Here is a 19,449-nt window from a genome sequence, read left to right as displayed (position 1 = left end):
ACCAGAGCAGGCCGCGCAGCAGGAACAGGCTCGGCAGTAGATCCACGCCATGCGTGGATGCGGCGCCACGAACCAATCCTAAAGCTCCAGCACCCGCCGGTAACTCAACGGCCCACGCCCATCGCGCAGGCCCAACCGCAGTTCAAGTCCGGTGGCCGGCAATACCTCGCCCTCGCTCGGCAACACGGCCCATCCCGTTCCAGGCTGCCACGCCCGCACCTCGAACCGCTGCACATCGCGCGCCACCGCAAGGCCCTTCGACGGATCCGGTGCGGGCAGGGGATACCGGTCCGTAGCCGCACCACTGGCCCGCCACAGCGTGCTGCCCTGCCGCCACCAGCGCACCCGCTGCCAGTGCAGCCCATCACTGCCGACACTGCGGGTGATCTCCAGTGCGAAGCTACCATCCGGGTGCCGCTCGCTCACCAGCGACGGGGGCAGCAATCGCTGCGGACGATCTGCCGGGCGCACCGCGCCATTCATCAGCGCATCGTCGGCACGCATTTCAATATCGCGCTGGAACTGCTGCAGCACGCGCAGCGCCGTCGTGGTCTCGGCATCGGCCTGGCGCAGGCGCTGGTCGCTGTTGGCCACGCTGTCCAGCGCACGCCAGCAGATCAGCGCCAGCACGCCCATGATGGTGATCGCGATCATCACCTCGATCAGGGTGAAGCCACGCACGGCGCGCCTCATTGCGCCGCAGTCCACGGCAGCTGCATCCGGGCCAGCGACTGTCGCGGTGCATCTTCGGCCACCACGGTCAATTCCAGTTGCGGCTGCCCGTCGCTGCCAGTGCCCAGATGCTGCAGGACCAGGAAGTTGCCGCGTCCCTGCACACAGCGCTGCCGCGCATCCCGCGGCGGCTGCCCGGCGAGGCGCAGCTCCTGCCAGCGGTCCTGCGCGCACAACAGCGCCAGGCGACGGTCGCGCAGCCGTGACTGATCGTCGGTCGCCACTGCCACCGAGCGCATCACCGCAGCCAGTGCAATCGATACGATCGCCAGCGCGATCAGCACCTCGATCAGGGTGAAACCGCGCGCCGCCTGCTTCACTGCACGACCTGCAATTGTCCGCTGCCATCATCACGAAGACGCAGTGCGCGGCCGTCCAGCGACAGTCCAAGCTCCCAGGCGGTACCGATCCACTCCGGGCTCAGCTCGATGGCGTTGGTGGGCTGCACCGTGATGCCTGCAGCCTGCCACTTCTGTGGACGCAGCAGATCATCGCGTTCAACGGTGACCCAGCGGCTGCCTTCGAGGCGGCTGAAACGATAGCCGGCGGCGTCGGCCTGCCAACGCAGGGGGCGGCCATCGATGCGGGCCTCGTCGCGCGCCACCTGCAGGCGCTGCGCCAGGCGTTCGCCTTCCTGCCGCAGCTGGCGCGCGGGGTCGAGCAGGCTGCCCAGGCCCAGGCCAATGCCTGCCGTGCAGATGCCGATGATCACCAGCACCACCATCAGTTCCAGCAGGGTGAATCCACGCGGGATGCGTCGCATCGACATTGCCTCCTGTCCCTTGCCGATGCGTGCCAGCGTAGGCCTGCATGATGAAACAAAAGCGTCAGCCGCACCTGCTAGCGTAGGCGGACACGAACGTGGCGATGATGTGGAACATGGACGGCAGGCGCTGGGATCGGAATCGGATGTTGACCCTGCTGGCGGCGACGCTGCTGCTGGCCGTGGTGGCCTATTGGAGCGTCACCCTGTCTGCGGTGGCGCCAGCGGCGGCCGCGAGCGAAGCGCATGCCGAGGCGCCGGTACGGCCGATGTTCGATGCAGTGGCCAGCCTGCCACTGGTGCGACTGCTGTCGCCCGGTGCGGTGCAGACCGAGGTGGTCGTGCTGGGCGTGATGGCGGGTGACCATGCGCCATTGGCCCTGCTCTCGGTAGATGGACGCCCAGCGGAAGCGTATGCGCCCGGCCAACGACTCGGACCCTGCACGGTACTGGCCAGCATCAGTGCCAGCGCAGTGGAACTGAACCAGGCCGGGCAATCGCGCAGCCTGCCGGTACCCGCGCTGCCAGCGGTGCCGACCGATGGCATCGTGCCGGGCGGGTCCCTGTAGAGCCGAGCCCGCGCTCGGCTGCTTTTCGCGTGCCGTCCGCAACGCAGGTAGGCGCAGCCGAGCGCGGGCCCGGCTCTACAGCTGCGCAGGCTCAGCGCGCCGGACGCTGCGGTTCCACCGAACGACCAAAGGCATCGCCCATGCGCTGTCGTGTGCCTTCCAGGTTGTACTGCATCAGCTGGTTGCCCGGCTGCCGCATCAGGCGTTCGGCTTCAGGCAGCGCCGGTGACTTCGCCGATTTCGGCGCCGGGGCCAGTTTGCGTTGCAGGCACTCCCAGGCGGGGATGCGCTCGCCGTTGACCTGTACTTCGATGCAGGGTGCGGCATCGTCCTGCTTCTTCGTCTCTCCGGCCCAGGCCGATGGCAACGCCAGCAACAAGGCAAGGGCGAGGGCAGGGCGAAGGCCCGCCTTCAACGACTCACTCATCTTGAATCTCCTGCGAAAACCGACGCTCAGCAATGAAGACGTATGGCGAAGACAGTGTCCGCCTGCAACTGTTCCGGCGCTGTCAAAAGATGACAGCACTGTCACAAAACTGTTGGCGGTTTTGACGCGACGTACACGTCCTGTTGATAGACCCACGCGCCGCTCCCTGGCCACTCCCTTCGATACGACGCGATGCCTTCGATGACTCCTGTTCCGTGCCGAGCCGTCCGCCTTCCGCTGCGCCTGCATCCGCTGGTGCTGGCTCTGGCCGCGATGCCGCTGCCATTGTTCGCGCAGGACGCGGCGCCTGCGCCCAGCGTGAACATCAATGAATACATCGTGCGCGGCAACACCGTGCTCGATCCGCGCCAGATCGAACGTGCGGTGGAGCCGTTCCTCGGCCCGGGCAAGACCCTGGCCGATGTCGAGAAGGCGCGCGATGCCGTCAATGCGCTGTACCAGCAGGCAGGCTACCAGTCGGTCTACGTCGAGCTGCCCGAGCAGCAGGTCAGTGGTGGCGTGGTGCTGCTGAAGGTGCAGCAGACGCCGATCGGGCAGCTGCGGGTCGTAGGCACGAAGCACGAATCGCCCGAACGCATCCGCGAACGCGTGCCGGCACTTGCCGAGGGCAAGGTGCCGGACTTCGACCAGGCGCAGAAGGAACTGACCGCGCTGAATGAAGGCGGACGTCGCCAGGTGATGCCGCTGGTGCGAGAGGGCCAGGTGCCGGGCACGATGGATGTGGACCTGCAGGTCGAGGAGAAGTCGCCGTGGCGTGCCAGCGCGGCGCTCAACAACGACCACAGCGCCGATACCGAGAAGCTGCGCCTGAGTGCATCGCTGGCCTACGACAACCTGTGGAAGCGCAGCCATAGCGCCAACATCGGCGTGTACCTGGCGCCGGAAGATACCAAGCAGGCCAAGGTGTTCTCGGCCTCGTACATGATGCCGTTCGAAGGCACGCCGTGGAGCCTGGAAGCGTCCGGCTACAAGTCCGACAGCCGCGTGCTGAACGCGGGCGGACAGGTGGGTACCGGCACCGGTACCAACGTGATCGGCAACGGCCATTCGATCGGTCTCAAGCTCAACTATCGACTGGCCGGCAGCAGCCAGTGGTGGCGCCAGCTCAGCCTCGGCGTGGACTTCAAGGACACCGAGGAAGACACGCAGATGGGCAAGGAAAGCCTGAAGACGCCGCTGAAGTACGCGCCGATCACCCTGGCGTTTGTCGGTGTGCGCCAGGGCGAGCAGGATCAGTTGAGCATCAACACCCAGCTGGTGGCCGGCACCCGCCGCCTGTTCGGCTATGGCAGCGATGCCATCGGATTCGGGCAGAAGCGCTACTGGGCGGACCCCAGTTTCATCGCGTTCAAGGCCGATGTGGCCAACACCCACACCTTCGGCAACGACTGGCAGTGGTACGCGCGCGGCTCGCTGCAGGTGACCGACGCACCGCTGGTGTCGGCCGAGCAGTTCGCCGCCGGTGGCATGTACACCGTGCGCGGCTATCTGTCGGCCGAGGCGATCGGCGACTACGGCGGCCTGGCCAGCCTGGAATGGCGTACCCCGGCGTGGTCGCTGTGGAGCGGCACGGATCTGCGCGTCTACAGCTTTGCCGACGCCGCCTACCTGCGCCTGCGGCAGCCGCTGCCCGAGCAGCGTGACAAGTACAACCTGGCCTCGGTCGGCCTGGGCGCGCAGCTGCGCCTGGGTGAGCACCTGCAGCTGCGCCTGGACTACGCCTGGCCCTATGCCGATGGCCCGGTCACGCGCAAGGACGACCCGCGCCTGCATTTCAACATCAGCACCAGTTACTGACCCTTCCCTTGAACATGCGTTCTCCGGAGACCCCTCGCATGGACCGTTTGCTTTCCCGAGTGTTGCTGCTGCTGGCCGCGCTGGTTGCGTTGCCTGCTGCTGCGGCCGATGCCAATTGGTGGCAGGCCGAATGGAAGTACCGCAAGCCGATCACCGTCGACGCCGGCCCGCAGGGCGCGGGCCTGGCCGGTGACCCGGGCCGCACGCCGCTGCTGCTGCGCCTGCATACCGGCAACTTCGGTTTCGACGGTACCCAGGACGCGGGCAACGACCTGCGCTTCGTGTCGGGCGATGGCCGCACCGTGCTGGCCCATCAGATCGAACAGTTCGATCCCAAGCTGGGCCTGGCCCTGGTCTGGGTGGACGTGCCGGCAGTCAGCGCCGCCGCGCCGCAGACGATCTGGATGTACTACGGCAATGAGAAGGCACCGGCCAGCGGCAACGGCCAGCAGGTGTTCGACCCGGACTACACGCTGGTCTACCACTTTGCCGAGGCCAATGCGCCGGCGCGCGACACCACCGCTTACGGCAACAACGCCGGCGCCGTCGTGCCGCCGTCCGAGGGCGCGGTGATCGGTCGTGGCGTGCAGCTGGGTGCGGGCCCGCTGCCACTGCCCGCCAGCGCGTCGCTGGCCCAGGAAGCGGGTGCGCCGCTGACCGTCTCGGCCTGGATCAAGCCGGGCAGCAACACTGCCGCGCAGGCGATCTATGCCCGTCGCGATGGCGCCTCCGAGCTGGTGGTCGGTATCGAGAACCGGGTGCCGTTCGTGCAACTCAATGGCCAGCGCAGCACGCCGGCACAGCCGATTCCGGAAGGGCAGTGGGCGCACGTGGCGCTGACGGCGGAGAAGGGCGCGTTGCAGCTGTACCTCAACGGCCGTGTGGTGGCCCAGCTGAGCGGCGAGCTGCCGGCGCTGGGCACCGCGCCGGTGGTCGGCGCCGATGCCCCGGGTGCGGCACAGCCGCTGGCCAACTTCGAAGGAGCGCTGGATGAGCTGCGCGTCTCGCGGGTGGCGCGCCCGGCGGCGCTGCTGCTGGCCGACGCCACCGCGCAGGGCGCCGATTCACGCCTGATCAGCTACGGTGCCGACGAACAGTCCGCCGGGCAGAGCCACTTCGCCTTCATCCTCAAGGCGATGCCGTTCGATGCCTGGGTGGTGGTCGCCATCCTTGGCCTGATGATGCTGCTGTCGTGGGCGATCATGATCGCCAAGAGCCGCCACTTCGGCCGTACCAGCAAGGCCAATGCGGTGTTCACCGAGAGTTTCGGCAAGCTGTCCGGCGTGCCGCTGCGTACCCTGTCGGACATGGATCGCCAGGGCAAGGCGCCGACTGCGATGCACGATGGCTCGTTGTGGCGCATCTACCAGGTGGCCATCGATGAAATGCAGCAGCGCCACCAGCGCGACGGCAACAGTGGCTACCTGAGTGGCGCCACCATCGCCGCGATCCGTTCCTCGATGGATGCGGTGATGGTGCGCGAGCAGGAGGCGATGGCGCGGCGCATGAACTGGCTGTCGACCACCATCGAAGGTGCGCCCTACGTGGGCCTGTTCGGCACCGTGATCGGCATCATGCTGGTGTTCGTGGTGGCGGCGATGGCCGGCGCGGTGGACATCAACTCGGTGGCGCCCGGCATGGCCGCGGCGCTGCTGTGTACCGCTGCCGGCCTCGGCGTCGCGATCCCGGCACTGTTCGGCTACAACTACCTGGGTGCGCGTGCCGAAGCGATCGGCGCCGACATGGCGGTGTTCATCGACGAGTTCGCCGCGCGCCTGGCCGAAGAGCAGGACGGGCGCGGCCCGGCCGCGGTCCAGGGCTGAGGGGCGCGCCATGGGCCAGAAGGCGAAGTTCGGCATCAAGAAGCGCGAGAAGGGCATCAACGTAACGCCCTTCGTCGACGTGCTGCTGGTGGTGCTGGTGATCTTCATCCTGACCAGCAACGCCTCCATCCCCGGCATCGAGGTCAACCTGCCGAAGGCCAGCAACAGCGTGGCCCTGGAAAAGCCGAAGACCAAGGCGATCACCATCGACCCCAGTGGCCAGGTGTTCCTGGATGCCTACCCGGTGACGATGGCCGAGCTGGAAGACCGCCTGCGTACCGAGCGCGCGACCACACCGGATTTCCCGGTGATCGTGCGCGGTGATGCGCAGGTGCAGTACGCCCGCGTGGTCGAGGTACTGGACCTGCTGCGGCGCCTGGAGCTGGCCCAGGTCGGCCTGGTCACCGGCAAGGCGCAGGGCTGAGGCATGACGGCCCATCAACCCCCTCGGCCGGAGCCCGGCATGCGCGGTCGCCAGTTGCTGGTGACCGTGGCACTGGTGCTGGCCGCGTTGCTGGTGCTCGGCATCGCGGTGTGGTGGCTGTTGTTCAAGGACACCGCCAGCACCCGTCGGCCGGTGGTGCAGCCGCCGATGCTGGCGCTGCCACCCCCTCCGCCGCCGCCCCCGCCGCCCCCGGAAAAACCACCGGAGCCGGAGACGCCGCCGGAAGAGACGATGCCCGAACCGGAGCCGCTGGATCAGCCGACGCCGGCCGAAGAGCCGACGCCGACGCCGGACAACGCCGATCCGGTAACGATGAACGCCGATGCGCAGGCCGGTGGTGACAACTTCGGTATCCAGTCCGGCAGTGGTGGCGGTTCGTCCGGCGTTGGCCGTGGTGGCGCCGGCAACGCTACCTACGGCCGCTACCTGGGCTACCTGATGCAGCAGGCGATCTCGCGCGACGACAAGGTCAAGCGCCTGGCGTTCCAGCTGCAGGTGAATGTGTGGCTGGCCAACGACGGCCGCCTGGAGAAGGTCGAGCTGGTACGCGGCAGTGGCAACGAGGAGGCCGACGCGGCCGTGCTCGATGCCCTGCGTCGCATCGGCAAGGTTGACCAGGCACCGCCGCCGTCACTCGATTTCCCCGCCCGCGTCCTGATCCAGGGCCGCCGGCCCGGGGCCTGATTCCCGACCTCCGTGATTTCCCTTCTTTCGATGAGAACCGTGATGAACGACCACGTCCGCGCACGAACCGACTCCCGCCGCCCGCGGCCGGCCCGACGGGCGCTGCTGTGCTGCGCCGTGCTGCTCAGCCTGGCCGCCCCGGCCGGTGCGATGGCGGCCGAAACCACCATGGTCAAGCTGATCAAGGGCCTGATCGCCAGCGGTGCACTGAAGCCTGAAGACGGCCAGGCACTGCTGGTACAGGCCGAAGCCGAAGCGGCGGCCGCACAGCGCACTGCAGCCACGGGCAGCACCGCGGCGAGCGGTGGCGTGGCCCTGGAGGCCGGTGACGTGCGCGTGCCGTACGTACCGCAGAGCGTGCGCGACGGTATCCGCGACGAAGTGCGCCAGGACGTGATGGCGCAGGCGAAGTCGGAAGGCTGGGCGGCACCCAACGAAGTGGCCGAGTGGACCAAGCGCATCAAGGTCACCGGTGACATGCGTGTGCGCAGCGAGTCGCGCTTCTACTCCGAGCGCAACAGCGACATCGTGAGCAACTGGTCGTCGATCAACGCCGGCAACGGCTTCGACACCAACACCAATACCAACCTGCAGCTGCCGCCGCTGCTGAACACCCGCCAGGACCGCCGCAACCTGTGGCGCATCCGTGCCCGCCTGGGCATCGAGGCAACCATTGGCCAGCACACCACGGCCGGCGTGCGCCTGGCCAGCGGCAGCAGCAATGGCCCGGTGTCGACCACCGAGCAGCTGGGGGGCGGCCTGAGCAAGAAGGACGTGTGGCTGGACCAGGCCTGGCTGGCCTACAGCCCGGCGGACTGGGTGACGTTGCGTGGCGGCCGCTTCGGCAATCCGTTCTGGACCAGCGACACGCTGTTCTCCAGCGATCTCAATTTCGATGGCCTGGCCGCGAACCTGAAGTATGACTTCGATGGTGGCGACCTCGACCTGTTCGGCAACCTCGCGGTGGTACCGCTGGAGTACACCTCCGACAGCTCGCCGAGCCAGAGCAAGGTCAAGACTCCGAACGAGAACAAGTGGCTGTCCGGTGCCCAGGTGGGCGTGAACTGGCGCTTCAACGATGACAACGCGCTGCGTGCTGCGCTGGGCTACTACGACTTCAAGAACATCAGCGGTCGCCTGTCCTCAACGTGCTCGCTGTATTCGGGTGCGGTGGGCTGCGACACTGACTGGTCGCGCCCGGCGTTCATGCAGAAGGGCAACACCCTGATGCTGATCCGCAACATCGCGCGCAATCCGGTGGATCCGGCCGGTACGCCGACCCCGCAGTATGTCGGCCTGGCCTCGGCCTTCCGCCTGGCCACGCTGAACCTGCGCTGGGATACACAGCTGGCGCAGGGCATCGGTCTGCGCCTGGATGGCGACTACATCCGCAACCTGGCCTACGACAAGCAGGCCATGTTCAGTCGTGCCCAGAACGGCATCGTCAACAACTACGGCGCCGGCGATACTGTCGGCATCGATACCTTCCGCAGCGGCGACACCGCCTGGATGCTGCAGGCCACCTTCGGTGCTACCGAGCTGAAGGAGAAGGGCCAGTGGCAGGCACTGCTGGGCTACAAGCACATTGAGGCCGACGCTCTGCCCGACGCCTACAACGATCCGAACTTCCACCTGGGCGGCACCAACGCCCGCGGTTACTACGTGGGCGGTGCCTACGCGCTGGACGCGCGCAGCTGGATCAGCGGCAAGTGGATGGCGGCCAAGGAAGTGTCCGGTGCGCCGCTGTCGATCGACGTGTTCCAGCTGGAGTTCAACACCGGCTTCTGAGTGGCGGGCGTGATGCGGATCACGTAGTGCGTGGCGGGGGCGCAGCGATGTGCCCGTCTAAGGAAAGGAGACCACGCGTTGTTCAAAAGGAGGAGTGGATGAGCCGTCGCAAGCTGTTCGAAAGTCCCGAACCGTCCAGCCAGATGCTGGGTGTTGGACCGGCCTATGTTTCAGTGGAGGGCCTGCGCCAGCACCTGGCCGAGTTCCTGCTGTACGCAGGCCGGCCGGTGGTGATCATGCGCGGGCGCAGCGAAGTGGGCTATTTCCTGCCGGCGCGCTGCTGGCGCCAGCGTGACGATGATCCGCTGGCGGCGGCTGCCGCCGACCAGCTGCTGGATGCGGCCGGTTTCCAGGCCGAGGACATCCAGCAGGTGGAGCAGGAATTCAACGCGATGCGCCAGCGCACCGTGCTGCATTCGCGGCGCTGAGCCTTCCGTAGAGCCGAGCCCATGCTCGGCTTTTCGGGCGGGTGCACGCGACGTTGGCAACAGCCCCTGCCGTTGCCTTCGGCTCTACAGTAGATCCACGCCGTATGTGGATAGGCCACACTCGGCCGCAGCTACAACGCCAGCACCTGTCCCGGTTCCAGCGCCTGCAGAAACGCGTCGTCATGCGACACCACCACCAAAGTGCCCGGGAACATCCGCAGCACCTGCAGCAGGTGCATCCGCAGCGTCATGTCCAGGTTGTTGGTTGGTTCGTCCAGAACCAGCAGCGCTGGGGGCTTGGCCGCCATCAATGCCAATGAAAGCCGCGCCCGTTCGCCACCGGACAATGCGGACACGGGCGTCTGCGCCGTGGCATCGCCGCGGAACAGGAAGTCGGCCAGGTGCAGCCGGCACTGGGTCTGGCTCCAGTCCGGCATCTGGGCAGACAGCGCCTGGAGAGGCGTGGCCTGCATCGGCAGGTCCCGGTAGTGCTGGTCGAGCAGGGCGATCTGATCAGCTGGCGGCAGCAACCAGTCACCATCACGGCGGATGCTTGGGTCGCCGCACAGCGCGCGTGCCAGCGTGGACTTGCCGCTGCCGTTGTCACCGGTGATCGCCAGGCGATCGCCGACATCCAGGCGCAGATGCAGTCCACCCAGCACCGTTTCCGTGGCATGCGCCACGCTGGCGTCGGTCAGCTGCACCACCACTCCCTCACGTCGCCAGCCGGCCGGCAAGGCGAAGGTAGGCTCGATGATGGTCTCCCGCTGCAGGTCATTGCGACGAGCCACGATGTCTTCCTGCTGCTCACGGATCAGCAGTTGCTTGCTGCCGGCGGTGGTATTGCCACGGCCGAGCTTGGTGGCTGAACGCACGCCGCCCCACTTGCGCTGTTCCACCTTGCGCACACCGCGTTCCCGCGAGCTGGCAGCGCGCTGCTGTTCGCGCATCAACGCCTCATGGGCCTGGCCGCGCTCCTGATCCAGCTGGCGCAGCTGCCGGTCGCTGGCCTCGCGTCGCTGCTGCAGGTCCGCCTGATAGTCGCGGTAGCGACCGCCGAAGTGGCTCACGCGCCCGCCACGTATGTGCCAGAGCTCATTACAGAGCGCATCGATCAGGGCTTCATCGTGGGTGGCCACCAACAGTGCGCCGTGGAACTGGCGCAGGCGCGCGATCAGCGAGCGGCGTGCACTGCGGTCCAGGTGATTGCTGGGTTCATCGAGCAGCAGTACATCGGGGGCGGCATCGAGCGCGCGGGCGAGCGCATGGCGCATCTGCTCGCCGCCGCTGCGAGAGGAGTCATCCAGTACGTGCTGCGGCACGTAGGCGATGCGTGCGCCATCGCGGCGGATGATGGTCCCGCCACTGGGCACCAGAGTACCGGCCAACATCTGCAGCAGGCAGCTCTTGCCGCTGCCGTTGTCGCCGATCAGGGCGATGCGGGCACCTGAGGGCAGGGGCAGGTTGACGTCGGCCAGCAGGGCGCGGCCGTTGAAATCCAGATCCAAAGCATGGGCACGTAACATCGCGTGCGGTCCTCCTGTTGCTGCGCGCTCACTGCATCCGAACGCGGACGCGCAGCTTGGAACAGGGGCGAGGCCGGAACAAGCGAGGAACCGGCCAAGATCCGCCGCAGGTGGGCCAGACCTCCTTCAGCCGCGCTCGCTGGTGATCCGTGCACCTTCACGCATCACCAGCGTCACCGGGGTCTTTTCCACCACCTCCAGCAACCGCTGCCACTGCGCATCGCTCAGCTCGGCGCTGGCATGCAGCACGCGGTGCACGTGGAAGCGTCCATCTTCGTCGCGTTCCGAGCGCAGCTCGGCATGGAACTCGCCCAGCTCCCAGCCCTTGCGTTGCGCATACATGCGCAGGGTGATGGCGGTGCAGGCGGCCAGCGAGGCCAGGTACAGATCGAAGGGGGCGAAGCCCTTGCCCTGGCCGCCCAGCGAGGCGGGCTCGTCCGCGTCCACATCAAAGCTGCCATTGCTGATGTGGTGCAGGTAGTTGTCGCCGGTCGAAACAATGCGCGCGTAGGCCATCGGAGTCTCCATCTGTCTATAGCGTCGAGCCATGCTCGACCAACCCACTGTAAAGTCGAGCCGTGCTCGACTGCTCCAAAAGGCGGCGCCAGCCAAGGCCAGCGCCGCCACGAAATCACTCGGTACGATCGTACGAGAACTGGATGCCGGCGGTACCACCGGTTTCGATGAAGAGGTTCATGAACGCCGGCACCGTTTCCGAACGGGCCCAGTCGCGCTGCAGCTCGCAGAACAGCTGCGGCACGCTGATCAGCTGGCCACCGGCCTGTTCGATGCGCCGCAGCGCGGCATCATGCGCCGCCAGCGAAGTGCCACCGACGGCGTCGACCACCACATACACCTCATAGCCTTCCTTCAACGCATCCAGGGCCGGGAAAGTCAGGCAGGCTTCGGTCCACAGTGCGGTCATGATCAGCTTGCGGCGGCCGGTGGCCTCCACCGCCTTGCGGAACTCGACGTCTTCCCAGGAATTGATGGTGGTGCGGTCGTAGGTGGGGTAGTCGCCCAGCACCTTGCGCAGCTGCGGAATCGGCGGCTTGTTCAGGCCGGTCTTGACGTTGACCGTCGAATGCACGATCGGCAGACCGTAAGCCACAGCGGCCTTGGCGGTGCCGACGATGTTGTTGACCAGCAGCTGGCGGTCCATCGAGGCGATGGAGTTCACCTGCACCGGCTGGTAGTCGATGATGATGAAGGCGGAATTCTGCGGGGTCAGCAGGTGGTCGCTGGCCGGGTCGCGGATCGGTTCACTGGACATGGTGGGTCTCCGGTTGGGAGGGGGCCGGCGGCTGGCCGGCACCCCGGGGGCAGCTCAGCTGCGCTGCGAATCCAGCTGCTCCTGGTTCTTCTGCACGTCCTGCGCCTTCAGGTAGCTTTCGATCAGCAGCTGGTAGTTCGGGAAGATCTTCGTGTAGACCTCGGCCCACTGCTGGGCATCGTCGCGGTTCCAGCTGCGCTGGATTTCCGAGGCCACCGCGGCGGTGTCCATCGGCACCACGCCGGCCTGCACCACGCGGGCCAGGGTGATCTCTTCGGCCATCTTCGAATAGGTACCCGAGGCATCGATCACCGCGAACACCTGGTAGCCATCGGCCACGGCGGCGATCGACGGGAAGGCCATGCACACGCTGGTGATGGTGCCGGCAATGATCAGCTGCTTGCGGCCGGTGGCCTTCACTGCAGCAACGAATTCCGGGTTGTCCCAGGCATTGATCTCACCCTTGCGCGCCACGTACTGGGCATGCGGGGCCGCGTCGTGGATCTCCGGGATCAGCGGACCGTTCGGGCCCTGCGGGACCGAGGCGGTGGTGATCACCGGCATCTTTGCCAGCGTGGCCATCTTCGCCAGCGCAGTGGCGTGGGCGCGCACGCTGGTGAATGGCATGTCACCGATGGTCTGGAACAGGCCGCTCTGGTGGTCGATCAGCAGCATCGCGGCGTTGTCCGGATCGATCACCGGGCGGGCACCATTGAAGTTGGCGGGGGTACTCATGGTCAGTCTCCTGGGGAAGGTGGGCGATGGCCCATTGGCGCGGCGGGTCATTACCCGCCGCGCGGAAGCGCTCAGTGCGCGATCCGGCCGAAACGGCCGCTGTTGAAGTCGTTGACCGCCTGTGCGATCTCGGCCTGGCTGTTCATCACGAACGGGCCATAGCCCACCACCGGCTCGTCGATCGGCTCGCCGCTGAGCAGCAGTACAGTGGCGTCGCTGTCGGCGTCGACGAACACGTCCTCGCCGCTGCGATCGAAGGTGACGAGCTGCGCCTCGCCGACCGGCTGGCCGCCGTTGATCCGGACCGAGCCCTTCAGCACCACCAGCGCCAGCGTGCGGCCGTCGGCCACCGGCAGTTCGGCGTGGTGGCCCTGCTGCAGGCGGATGTCCCAGACATCCATCGGCGTGTGGGTGCGGGCCGGGCCGCCATGGCCGTCGAAGCGGCCGGCGATGACACGCACGCGGCCGGCGCCCTCAGGCAGATCCACCGAGGGGATCTCTGCGTCAAGCAGGGTCTGGTAGCCCGGTGCGCCCATCTTGTCCCGCGCCGGCAGGTTGACCCACAGCTGGACCATGTCCAGCGTGCCGCCGCGCTTGCTGAATTCCGGCGTGTGGAATTCCTCGTGGAGGATGCCGGAGGCAGCCGTCATCCACTGCACGTCACCCGGGCCGATGGTGCCGCCGGCCCCGGTCGAATCGCGGTGGGCGACCTCGCCCTCATAGACGATGGTGACCGTCTCGAAACCGCGGTGCGGATGCTGGCCGACCCCACGCGGGGTATCGCTGGGGGCGAAGCTGTACGGGCCGGCATAGTCCAGCAGCAGGAACGGGCTCAGGTGCTGGCCGTGGGTGTTGTAGGAAAACATCGAACGGGCGGGGAATCCGTCGCCCACCCAGTGCGGGCGGGGGGCGCTGTAGGTACCGGTGACACGCTTCATGGCGATCTCCTGGCCGGGGTTGCCGGCCGCTGTTCTTCGTTGCAGGGGACGATATCGCCGCGACAATGGGGCCGGTAGACGCCAATATTTGCCGTCATAGTCCTATCTGGTGAACAATTGGTGCGGGCCTTGCGCCACAGGAGATCGCCCCGTGTTCATCGCTGATATCCGCCGTTGCGACCTCAACGACCTGTTCTACTTCGCCATGGTGGTCGAGCACGGCGGCTTCTCGCAGGCCGGCCGGGCGCTGGCCATGCCGAAGTCGAAACTGAGCCGGCGCATCGCGCTGCTGGAAGAACGGTTGGGCGTGCGCCTGATCCAGCGCTCGACCCGGCGTTTCTCGGTCACCGAGGTCGGCCAGGACTACTACCGCCATTGCAAGGCAATGCTGGTCGAGGCCGAGGCGGCCGAAGAAGCCATAGCGATGTCACGCGCCGAGCCGCGCGGCACGATCCGCCTGGCGTGCCCGATCGCGATCCTGCACGCGCGCATCGGCGCGATGCTGGCCGACTTCCTGGCCCTGCATCCGCAGGTGACGGTGCAGCTGGACGCCACCAACCGCCGCGTGGACGTGGTGGGCGAGGGTGTGGACGTGGCGATCCGGGTACGGCCGCCGCCGCTGGAGGACAGCGACCTGGTGGTGCGTGTGCTGGCGCGCCGGGTGTGGTGCACCAGTGCCAGTCCGGCGCTGCTGCAGCGGCTGGGCACGCCGCAGGTGCCGGCCGACCTGGCGATGATGCCGACCGTCGATCTGGCCTCGCCCAGTCAGCAGCATGTGTGGGAATACAGTGGGCCCGGCGAGATCCAGGCCAGCGTGCATCACCGCCCGCGCCTGGTCAGCGATGACATGATCGCGCTGCGCGCAGCCGCGGTGGCCGGGGTCGGGCTGTTGATGCTGCCGCGGATGATGATCACCGATGAGCTGGAGAGCGGGGCGCTGCTGCCGGTGCTCCCCGAGTGGGTGCCGAAGCACGGCATCGTGCATGCGGTGTTCCCTTCGCGGCGTGGGCTGCTGCCGGCGGTACGCGCGTTGATCGATTACCTCGCCGAGCGTTTCGAGGCGTTGGACGAACCGTAGGCTCCGCATCCACGCATGGCGTGGATCTACTGGATCCGGCGCCGCCTGGGAGATCCACGCCATGCGTGGAGATCCTGGTGCCGCGCGACGGGCTTTCGCTTGCCGCCTGCGGCCGCGCAGCCCACAATCCATGTCCGGACCGTCGCCATCACGCCCATCATTCCCCGGTCCGGCCTTGGCACCTATGTCTCCCAATGCCCTGGCGCTGGTCGAGCTGCTGATCCGCGAGCGCCGTGCGTTGTCTCGCTTCATCGCGCGCTATCTCGACCCGGCCAGTACCGAGGACACCCTGCAGAACCTGTACCTGAAGGCCAGCAGCGTGCCCGGTGATCCACCGATCCTGGAGCCGCGCGGCTATCTGTACCGGATGGCCTATCACCATGCGCTCAACCGCAGCCAGGCCGACGCCCGCGAGCGGCGCGCGATGGCCGAGTACGCCGCCGACATGGCCGAGGCGGGCCACGACGGCGAGGCCCAGGCACTGGACCAGGCACAGCTGCGCGAGATCACCCAGACCATCCTCGCGCTGCCAGCGCAGGTCCGCGAGTGCTTCGTGCTCAACCGCTACCTGGGCCTGAGCGAGCGCGAGATCGCCACACGGCTGGGTATTTCCAAGAGCTTGGTCGGCAAGCATGTGCTGCGCGCGGCACTGTTGATCCAGCAGCACCAGCAGGGAATGCATCGATGAGCGGCGATTGCAGTGGGCAGATCGCGCCCGCCGTTGTCACAACAGGAAAGCGCACCCGTTCGTGGTGCGGCAGGCCACAACCATGACCACGTCCGAACCCTCGCCGCGTCAGGCCAGGCAGGCGTTGCGCTGGGTGATCCGGTGCAGTGCAGGCCCGCTGCCAGAACGCCAGCAACGAGCCCTGCAGCGCTGGCTGCGGGCCGATCCGCGCCATGCGCTGGCCTGGCGCCAGCAGCAGGCCTTCTGGCAGGGGTTGGATGCCGCCGGGCCCGACGTGCTGGCGGCGCTGCCCGAGCTCACCACCGATCGCGAGGGCCTGCGCCCGATCGCGCCGCGCCGTCGCCTGCCATGGCTGCTGGCCAGTGCCGCCGCCGTCGCACTGATGGTGACGGCGGCACCGCACGCGCTGTTGCTGGCGCGCAGTGACCTGCGCAGCAGTGATGCGCCGCGCGTGGTGCAGCTGGACGACGGCAGCACTGCCGTGCTCGATGCGGGCACCGCATTGGCGGTCGAGTTCGATGGCCAGCAGCGGCACCTGCGCCTGCTGCGCGGCCAGGCCTGGTTCCAGGTGGCGCACGAGGCGCGCCCGTTCCAGGTCGAGGCGGTGGGCGGCCTGGTACGTGACATCGGTACCGCCTTCAGTGTGTCGATGCTGGATACCACGGTCACCACCCAGGTCAGCGAGGGTGTGGTCGAAGTGCGGCCGGGCGATGGCAGTGTGCAGTGCCTGCATGCCGGGCAGTCACGGGCGTTCCGTGACGGCCGCTGGCTGCAGCCGGTGCAGCTGGAAGATCCCGAGGCCGTGGCGCCGTGGCGGCGTGGCGAGGTAGTGATCGATGATCGGCCGGCCGCGCAGGCCATCGCCGATCTGGCCCGCTATCGGCGTGCACCGGTCTGGGTACTGGGTGGGCAGGGTGCAGGCGTACGGGTCAGTGGCTTGTTCCACCTGCAGCAGCCGGAGACGGCCATCGCTGCGGTGGCCGCGCAGGCAGGACTGCGCGTACAGCGCTTGCCCGGCGGCGCGCTGGTGGTGTGGTGAGGCCCGCGCAGCACCTGGATGAACGGGCCGCATGAAAAAAACATGAAAAAACCGTGGGCACCTGCAGTGTCCCGCTGTCTATAGAGGTATAGCCAGAGCGAAACACCGTTTTTCCTCAAGCCAGACACACCACCGGCACCGGATGTGCCGATGGTCCCGCCCCGCTTGAGGAGTTCCTGTCCATGCCGTCCACGGCATCCGCCTGTCATCGCCGCGCCACTGTCCTGGCCCTGGCCATCTCCACCGCATTGCTGCCGCTGGCCTGGGTGCCGGCCGTGCAGGCGCAAACGGCGATCGTCGCGCCGCTGCGCCAGTACACCATTCCGGAACAGCCCCTTGCTGACGCTGTGCGTGCTTTTGGCCGCCAGGCCGATGTGCAGGTGGTGTTCCGCAGCGATCTGGTGGAAGGCCGTCGCTCCAGCGCGGTGAGTGGCGAGTACAGCCAGATGCAGGCCCTGCAGCAGCTGCTGCGCGGCAGCGGCGTGCGTGCGCAGCGCGGCATGGATGGCACCTGGAGCCTGCGCGCCGCAGCGGAGGCGGGGGAAGGGGAAGGGGTGCGGGTGACCGAGACACTGGTGTAACGGCGCGCGATAAATCGCCCGCAACACGTGAGATAAACGGTGGGGCGCCCATGTTGCGCCCACGGGAATGAAATTGCACGGGGCGGAAGCCGCCCCGTGCCCCGGCCGCACTACCAGGTCGTGTAGATCAGCTCCCGCCGCTGCACCGTCTGCCGGCCCATCGTGTAGCGAATCGGCACCACCCTGTCACTGAATTGTCCGAACACTTCCCGCATTGCCGGGTGGTCGTTGATCGTCAGGATGGCCGCGCCCCGCAGGCCTGCCATCTGGCGGGCCAGCTCCAGGTACTGCTCCATCCCAAAGGGGGCACCGTAACCCTCTGTCTCCCAATACGGCGGGTCGAGGAAGAACAGGGTGTCGGCGGCATCGTACTTGGCCATGCACTGCTGCCAGGCCAGGTGCTCGACGGTGACTTTGTGAAGGCGAAGGTGCGCAGCGCTCAGATCCTCTTCGATCCGTAGCAGGTTGAGGCCCTTGCCGCCCCTACCGAAACCTGGCGTCTGGCCGGCCGCCTTCCCGCCCCAGGCCAGCCTCTGCAGGTAGTAGAAGCGCGCAGCGCGTTGGATATCGGTGAGGGTGTCCGGGTGCTGGAGCTGGCACCAGCGGAACATTTCCCGGCTCGTCAGCGCCCATTTGAACTGGCGTACGAACTCCTCAAGGTGGTTGGCCACCACCCGGTACAGGCGCACCAGCTCGCCGTGACAGTCATTCAACACATCGGCCCTTGCGGGTTCCTTGGCGAACAGCAGGGCGGCACCGCCGGCGAAAGCCTCGACATACGTGCGATGAGGCACATCTTCCACCAGGGGCAGTAGGTGAGGCAGCAGGCGTGTCTTCCCGCCCGGCCAGGGGAACAGCGTGGTCGTCTTCATTCTCAGCCTCTGCGATGGTTCTGGGCGAGGCTTGTCTCCCCCGCGCGGGGAGCAGGGCCTCGGCCAATGGCACGCGGGCTGTACGCGTGTGTTGCGGCGCCAGGCGGGCAGTTGGAGCTGCCTGCCTGGCGCCCTGTTTCAGGTCTGGAGAGGGGCTCGTTCCTGCCCGGCCGCGCCTTCAGGCAGGGCCGGTGGCACCGGCCACGCACAGTTCGGGAAGCCCGCCTTCTCCGGCATATCACGAAGCTCCTGACGGTAGACCGCCCATGCCATTTTCGCCTCCGGAGCGAACGGACTGTCAGGCGCCTGCGTCCAATCAGTGGCTCGCAAACGCTGGGACCGCTCAAGCCTGACTTGGTCGGCGTAGATCCGCAGAAGGAGTGAGGCAGGAATCGAGAGCATCGCCGTCTCGCCTGGTTGCAGTTCCATCCCTTCACGGACTGCGCGGTAGCCGGTGCCAGTGACCGCATACATTTCAACGTTCATAGACATATCCGAAGACATCCACGTAGGCCGATCCAACTGGTGTGGTGGTCAGCCAATAGGTCATTGTCTGCGAGCCATCAAGCGGATGAGGAACCATCGCCGTCGAATCACGGCGAACCAGGTACACGGCATCGTTCGGCTGGCTTGGAGGCCCTACAGCGCTGTCGTCGCTCGTTCCCGTACCCATATTGGTGTCTGTGAAGTTGTAGATCTGAACCGTTGCAAGCCTCGAGGTCGACGGCACCACGGCTGCCAAAGAGATGCTGGTTTCAGATGTGGCGGTGCCTTGCGAGAGAACGCGGAAAGGGGGATTAGCCTGCGCATTCTTGTAGGCGATTGTTGTCCCGGTCTGCGCAAAATTGAATATGGCGCCAGCCGCATTGGTTCGAAAGCTGCCGATGTACCGCCTAGTGGTATCGCCAGTCTTGGCGCGAGCGGTCCCGCTGTACGGAGCGGCCGGCGCGGCCGTCACAGCCTCCACAGTGGGCGTCGCGCCATTGAGGTACAGGTAAAGGTGGTACCAGGTGTTGGCCGCAAGCGTGAGCCCGCTCAAGGTCAGTGCAGCCGGAACCTCGATCGCTCGCTGCAAGGACGGAATCCACGCGCTACCGCTGGAAACCCGGACAGAAGCCGTCCCGACATACTCCATCTGCAGGCCGAGGATGTGGCCAGCCATCGTCCACAGGCCAGCTCCGGCAGTGACCGATGCCGCACTGGCGGCGGCGAGTTGGGAGAGTTTGACGTCAGGCATTGGAA

At 67.0% G+C, this 19,449-nt stretch carries 22 protein-coding genes and 1 pseudogene; 11 read left to right on the top strand and 12 right to left on the bottom strand.

Going from position 1 to position 19,449, the window contains the following annotated elements; translation table 11 throughout:
- Nucleotides 1-78: 78 nt before the first annotated feature.
- From ACZLIB_RS13050 to gspH, 3 genes are read right to left on the bottom strand one after another with little or no spacing between them, the layout of a single operon-like run.
- Nucleotides 79-693, bottom strand: coding sequence for a prepilin-type N-terminal cleavage/methylation domain-containing protein (locus ACZLIB_RS13050; protein WP_478467809.1), 615 nt, complete (start codon nt 691-693; stop codon nt 79-81).
- Nucleotides 690-1,052 (bottom strand): type II secretion system minor pseudopilin GspI, encoded by a 363-nt coding sequence (gene gspI / locus ACZLIB_RS13045; RefSeq protein WP_478467808.1) that lies wholly within the window; start codon nt 1,050-1,052, stop codon nt 690-692. Before gspI ends, ACZLIB_RS13050 begins: the two co-directional genes overlap by 4 nt.
- A complete protein-coding gene (gspH, locus tag ACZLIB_RS13040) occupies nt 1,049-1,495 on the bottom strand; it encodes a type II secretion system minor pseudopilin GspH (RefSeq protein WP_107433742.1) in 447 nt (148 codons plus the stop codon). Before gspH ends, gspI begins: the two co-directional genes overlap by 4 nt.
- A gap of 104 nt (nt 1,496-1,599) precedes the next feature.
- Here gspH and ACZLIB_RS13035 point away from each other — a divergent pair, with 104 nt between their 5' ends.
- A complete protein-coding gene (locus tag ACZLIB_RS13035; protein WP_189721131.1) occupies nt 1,600-2,064 on the top strand; it encodes a general secretion pathway protein in 465 nt (154 codons plus the stop codon).
- 91 nt (nt 2,065-2,155) lie between these two features.
- On the opposite strand, the gene ACZLIB_RS13030 is transcribed toward ACZLIB_RS13035, so the two are convergent.
- Complete coding sequence (locus ACZLIB_RS13030) at nt 2,156-2,491, bottom strand: hypothetical protein (RefSeq protein ID WP_107433699.1); 336 nt, start codon at nt 2,489-2,491, stop codon at nt 2,156-2,158.
- A 201-nt stretch (nt 2,492-2,692) separates the two neighbouring features.
- Here ACZLIB_RS13030 and ACZLIB_RS13025 point away from each other — a divergent pair, with 201 nt between their 5' ends.
- The 6 genes from ACZLIB_RS13025 to ACZLIB_RS13000 all read left to right on the top strand — a co-directional run bounded on the left by ACZLIB_RS13025 (nt 2,693) and on the right by ACZLIB_RS13000 (nt 9,477).
- On the top strand, nt 2,693-4,309 hold the full coding sequence (locus ACZLIB_RS13025) for a ShlB/FhaC/HecB family hemolysin secretion/activation protein (protein WP_478467805.1): 1,617 nt from the start codon (nt 2,693-2,695) through the stop codon (nt 4,307-4,309).
- Nucleotides 4,310-4,347: 38 nt separating this feature from the next.
- The gene (locus tag ACZLIB_RS13020) at nt 4,348-6,132 is read left to right on the top strand and encodes a DUF2341 domain-containing protein (protein ID WP_478467804.1); all 1,785 of its coding nucleotides are present in this window, start codon (nt 4,348-4,350) and stop codon (nt 6,130-6,132) included.
- Nucleotides 6,133-6,142: 10 nt separating this feature from the next.
- Entirely contained in the window at nt 6,143-6,556 is a 414-nt protein-coding gene (locus ACZLIB_RS13015) for an ExbD/TolR family protein (protein ID WP_005409874.1), read from the top strand.
- A 39-nt stretch (nt 6,557-6,595) separates the two neighbouring features.
- Complete coding sequence (tolA, locus tag ACZLIB_RS13010; protein WP_049462486.1) at nt 6,596-7,261, top strand: cell envelope integrity protein TolA; 666 nt, start codon at nt 6,596-6,598, stop codon at nt 7,259-7,261.
- Between the two features lie 42 nt (nt 7,262-7,303).
- Nucleotides 7,304-9,049, top strand: a complete 1,746-nt coding sequence (locus ACZLIB_RS13005; RefSeq protein WP_478467803.1) for a putative porin — start codon at nt 7,304-7,306, stop codon at nt 9,047-9,049.
- A gap of 98 nt (nt 9,050-9,147) precedes the next feature.
- Complete coding sequence (locus tag ACZLIB_RS13000; RefSeq protein ID WP_005409871.1) at nt 9,148-9,477, top strand: hypothetical protein; 330 nt, start codon at nt 9,148-9,150, stop codon at nt 9,475-9,477.
- A 131-nt stretch (nt 9,478-9,608) separates the two neighbouring features.
- Here the strand turns inward: ACZLIB_RS13000 and ACZLIB_RS12995 are convergent, their stop codons facing one another.
- From ACZLIB_RS12995 to ACZLIB_RS12975, 5 genes are all read right to left on the bottom strand, one after another.
- A complete protein-coding gene (locus ACZLIB_RS12995; protein ID WP_478467802.1) occupies nt 9,609-11,003 on the bottom strand; it encodes an ABC-F family ATP-binding cassette domain-containing protein in 1,395 nt (464 codons plus the stop codon).
- Nucleotides 11,004-11,129: 126 nt separating this feature from the next.
- Nucleotides 11,130-11,519 carry an OsmC family protein gene (locus ACZLIB_RS12990; protein ID WP_032129425.1) on the bottom strand — a complete coding sequence of 130 codons (390 nt, stop codon included), beginning with the start codon at nt 11,517-11,519 and terminating at the stop codon, nt 11,130-11,132.
- Nucleotides 11,520-11,634: 115 nt separating this feature from the next.
- Nucleotides 11,635-12,276 (bottom strand): hydrolase, encoded by a 642-nt coding sequence (locus ACZLIB_RS12985; protein WP_005409869.1) that lies wholly within the window; start codon nt 12,274-12,276, stop codon nt 11,635-11,637.
- 54 nt (nt 12,277-12,330) lie between these two features.
- Complete coding sequence (locus ACZLIB_RS12980; protein WP_071227966.1) at nt 12,331-13,011, bottom strand: hydrolase; 681 nt, start codon at nt 13,009-13,011, stop codon at nt 12,331-12,333.
- A gap of 71 nt (nt 13,012-13,082) precedes the next feature.
- Nucleotides 13,083-13,949 carry a pirin family protein gene (locus tag ACZLIB_RS12975; RefSeq protein ID WP_478467801.1) on the bottom strand — a complete coding sequence of 289 codons (867 nt, stop codon included), beginning with the start codon at nt 13,947-13,949 and terminating at the stop codon, nt 13,083-13,085.
- 151 nt (nt 13,950-14,100) lie between these two features.
- Here ACZLIB_RS12975 and ACZLIB_RS12970 point away from each other — a divergent pair, with 151 nt between their 5' ends.
- From ACZLIB_RS12970 to ACZLIB_RS12955, 4 genes and pseudogenes are all read left to right on the top strand, one after another.
- Entirely contained in the window at nt 14,101-15,027 is a 927-nt protein-coding gene (locus ACZLIB_RS12970) for a LysR family transcriptional regulator (protein ID WP_164080273.1), read from the top strand.
- 184 nt (nt 15,028-15,211) lie between these two features.
- Nucleotides 15,212-15,715 carry an RNA polymerase sigma factor gene (locus ACZLIB_RS12965; RefSeq protein ID WP_049462496.1) on the top strand — a complete coding sequence of 168 codons (504 nt, stop codon included), beginning with the start codon at nt 15,212-15,214 and terminating at the stop codon, nt 15,713-15,715.
- An 82-nt stretch (nt 15,716-15,797) separates the two neighbouring features.
- Nucleotides 15,798-16,754, top strand: a complete 957-nt coding sequence (locus ACZLIB_RS12960; protein WP_478467800.1) for a FecR family protein — start codon at nt 15,798-15,800, stop codon at nt 16,752-16,754.
- A 182-nt stretch (nt 16,755-16,936) separates the two neighbouring features.
- Nucleotides 16,937-17,329: pseudogene (locus tag ACZLIB_RS12955) on the top strand (STN domain-containing protein); the annotation flags it as partial.
- Between the two features lie 116 nt (nt 17,330-17,445).
- Here the strand turns inward: ACZLIB_RS12955 and ACZLIB_RS12950 are convergent.
- The 3 genes from ACZLIB_RS12950 to ACZLIB_RS12940 form a co-directional block, all read right to left on the bottom strand.
- Nucleotides 17,446-18,207, bottom strand: coding sequence for a DNA adenine methylase (locus ACZLIB_RS12950; protein ID WP_197604369.1), 762 nt, complete (start codon nt 18,205-18,207; stop codon nt 17,446-17,448).
- 138 nt (nt 18,208-18,345) lie between these two features.
- On the bottom strand, nt 18,346-18,693 hold the full coding sequence (locus ACZLIB_RS12945; RefSeq protein ID WP_478467799.1) for a tail fiber assembly protein: 348 nt from the start codon (nt 18,691-18,693) through the stop codon (nt 18,346-18,348).
- Entirely contained in the window at nt 18,683-19,444 is a 762-nt protein-coding gene (locus ACZLIB_RS12940) for a hypothetical protein (protein ID WP_197604365.1), read from the bottom strand. Before ACZLIB_RS12940 ends, ACZLIB_RS12945 begins: the two co-directional genes overlap by 11 nt.
- Between the last annotated feature and the right edge of the window lie 5 nt (nt 19,445-19,449).

It is taken from the genome of Stenotrophomonas sp. 220_Sma (assembly GCF_056487375.1).
Note: the sequence above shows the minus strand (reverse complement) of the source record. Positions and strands in the feature narration are given on the sequence as shown.

Excerpts from the sequence above, each read along its gene's own strand:
- ACZLIB_RS13050 (WP_478467809.1), bottom strand. The coding sequence starts at position 693 with ATGAGGCGCGCCGTGCGTGGCTTCACCCTGATCGAGGTGATGATCGCG.
- gspH (WP_107433742.1), bottom strand. The coding sequence starts at position 1,495 with ATGCGACGCATCCCGCGTGGATTCACCCTGCTGGAACTGATGGTGGTG.
- ACZLIB_RS13035 (WP_189721131.1), top strand. The coding sequence starts at position 1,600 with ATGATGTGGAACATGGACGGCAGGCGCTGGGATCGGAATCGGATGTTG.
- ACZLIB_RS13030 (WP_107433699.1), bottom strand. The coding sequence starts at position 2,491 with ATGAGTGAGTCGTTGAAGGCGGGCCTTCGCCCTGCCCTCGCCCTTGCC.
- ACZLIB_RS13025 (WP_478467805.1), top strand. The coding sequence starts at position 2,693 with ATGACTCCTGTTCCGTGCCGAGCCGTCCGCCTTCCGCTGCGCCTGCAT.
- ACZLIB_RS13020 (WP_478467804.1), top strand. The coding sequence starts at position 4,348 with ATGGACCGTTTGCTTTCCCGAGTGTTGCTGCTGCTGGCCGCGCTGGTT.
- ACZLIB_RS13015 (WP_005409874.1), top strand. The coding sequence starts at position 6,143 with ATGGGCCAGAAGGCGAAGTTCGGCATCAAGAAGCGCGAGAAGGGCATC.
- tolA (WP_049462486.1), top strand. The coding sequence starts at position 6,596 with ATGCGCGGTCGCCAGTTGCTGGTGACCGTGGCACTGGTGCTGGCCGCG.
- ACZLIB_RS13005 (WP_478467803.1), top strand. The coding sequence starts at position 7,304 with ATGAACGACCACGTCCGCGCACGAACCGACTCCCGCCGCCCGCGGCCG.
- ACZLIB_RS13000 (WP_005409871.1), top strand. The coding sequence starts at position 9,148 with ATGAGCCGTCGCAAGCTGTTCGAAAGTCCCGAACCGTCCAGCCAGATG.
- ACZLIB_RS12995 (WP_478467802.1), bottom strand. The coding sequence starts at position 11,003 with ATGTTACGTGCCCATGCTTTGGATCTGGATTTCAACGGCCGCGCCCTG.
- ACZLIB_RS12990 (WP_032129425.1), bottom strand. The coding sequence starts at position 11,519 with ATGGCCTACGCGCGCATTGTTTCGACCGGCGACAACTACCTGCACCAC.
- ACZLIB_RS12985 (WP_005409869.1), bottom strand. The coding sequence starts at position 12,276 with ATGTCCAGTGAACCGATCCGCGACCCGGCCAGCGACCACCTGCTGACC.
- ACZLIB_RS12980 (WP_071227966.1), bottom strand. The coding sequence starts at position 13,011 with ATGAGTACCCCCGCCAACTTCAATGGTGCCCGCCCGGTGATCGATCCG.
- ACZLIB_RS12975 (WP_478467801.1), bottom strand. The coding sequence starts at position 13,949 with ATGAAGCGTGTCACCGGTACCTACAGCGCCCCCCGCCCGCACTGGGTG.
- ACZLIB_RS12965 (WP_049462496.1), top strand. The coding sequence starts at position 15,212 with ATGTCTCCCAATGCCCTGGCGCTGGTCGAGCTGCTGATCCGCGAGCGC.
- ACZLIB_RS12960 (WP_478467800.1), top strand. The coding sequence starts at position 15,798 with ATGACCACGTCCGAACCCTCGCCGCGTCAGGCCAGGCAGGCGTTGCGC.
- ACZLIB_RS12950 (WP_197604369.1), bottom strand. The coding sequence starts at position 18,207 with ATGAAGACGACCACGCTGTTCCCCTGGCCGGGCGGGAAGACACGCCTG.
- ACZLIB_RS12945 (WP_478467799.1), bottom strand. The coding sequence starts at position 18,693 with ATGAACGTTGAAATGTATGCGGTCACTGGCACCGGCTACCGCGCAGTC.
- ACZLIB_RS12940 (WP_197604365.1), bottom strand. The coding sequence starts at position 19,444 with ATGCCTGACGTCAAACTCTCCCAACTCGCCGCCGCCAGTGCGGCATCG.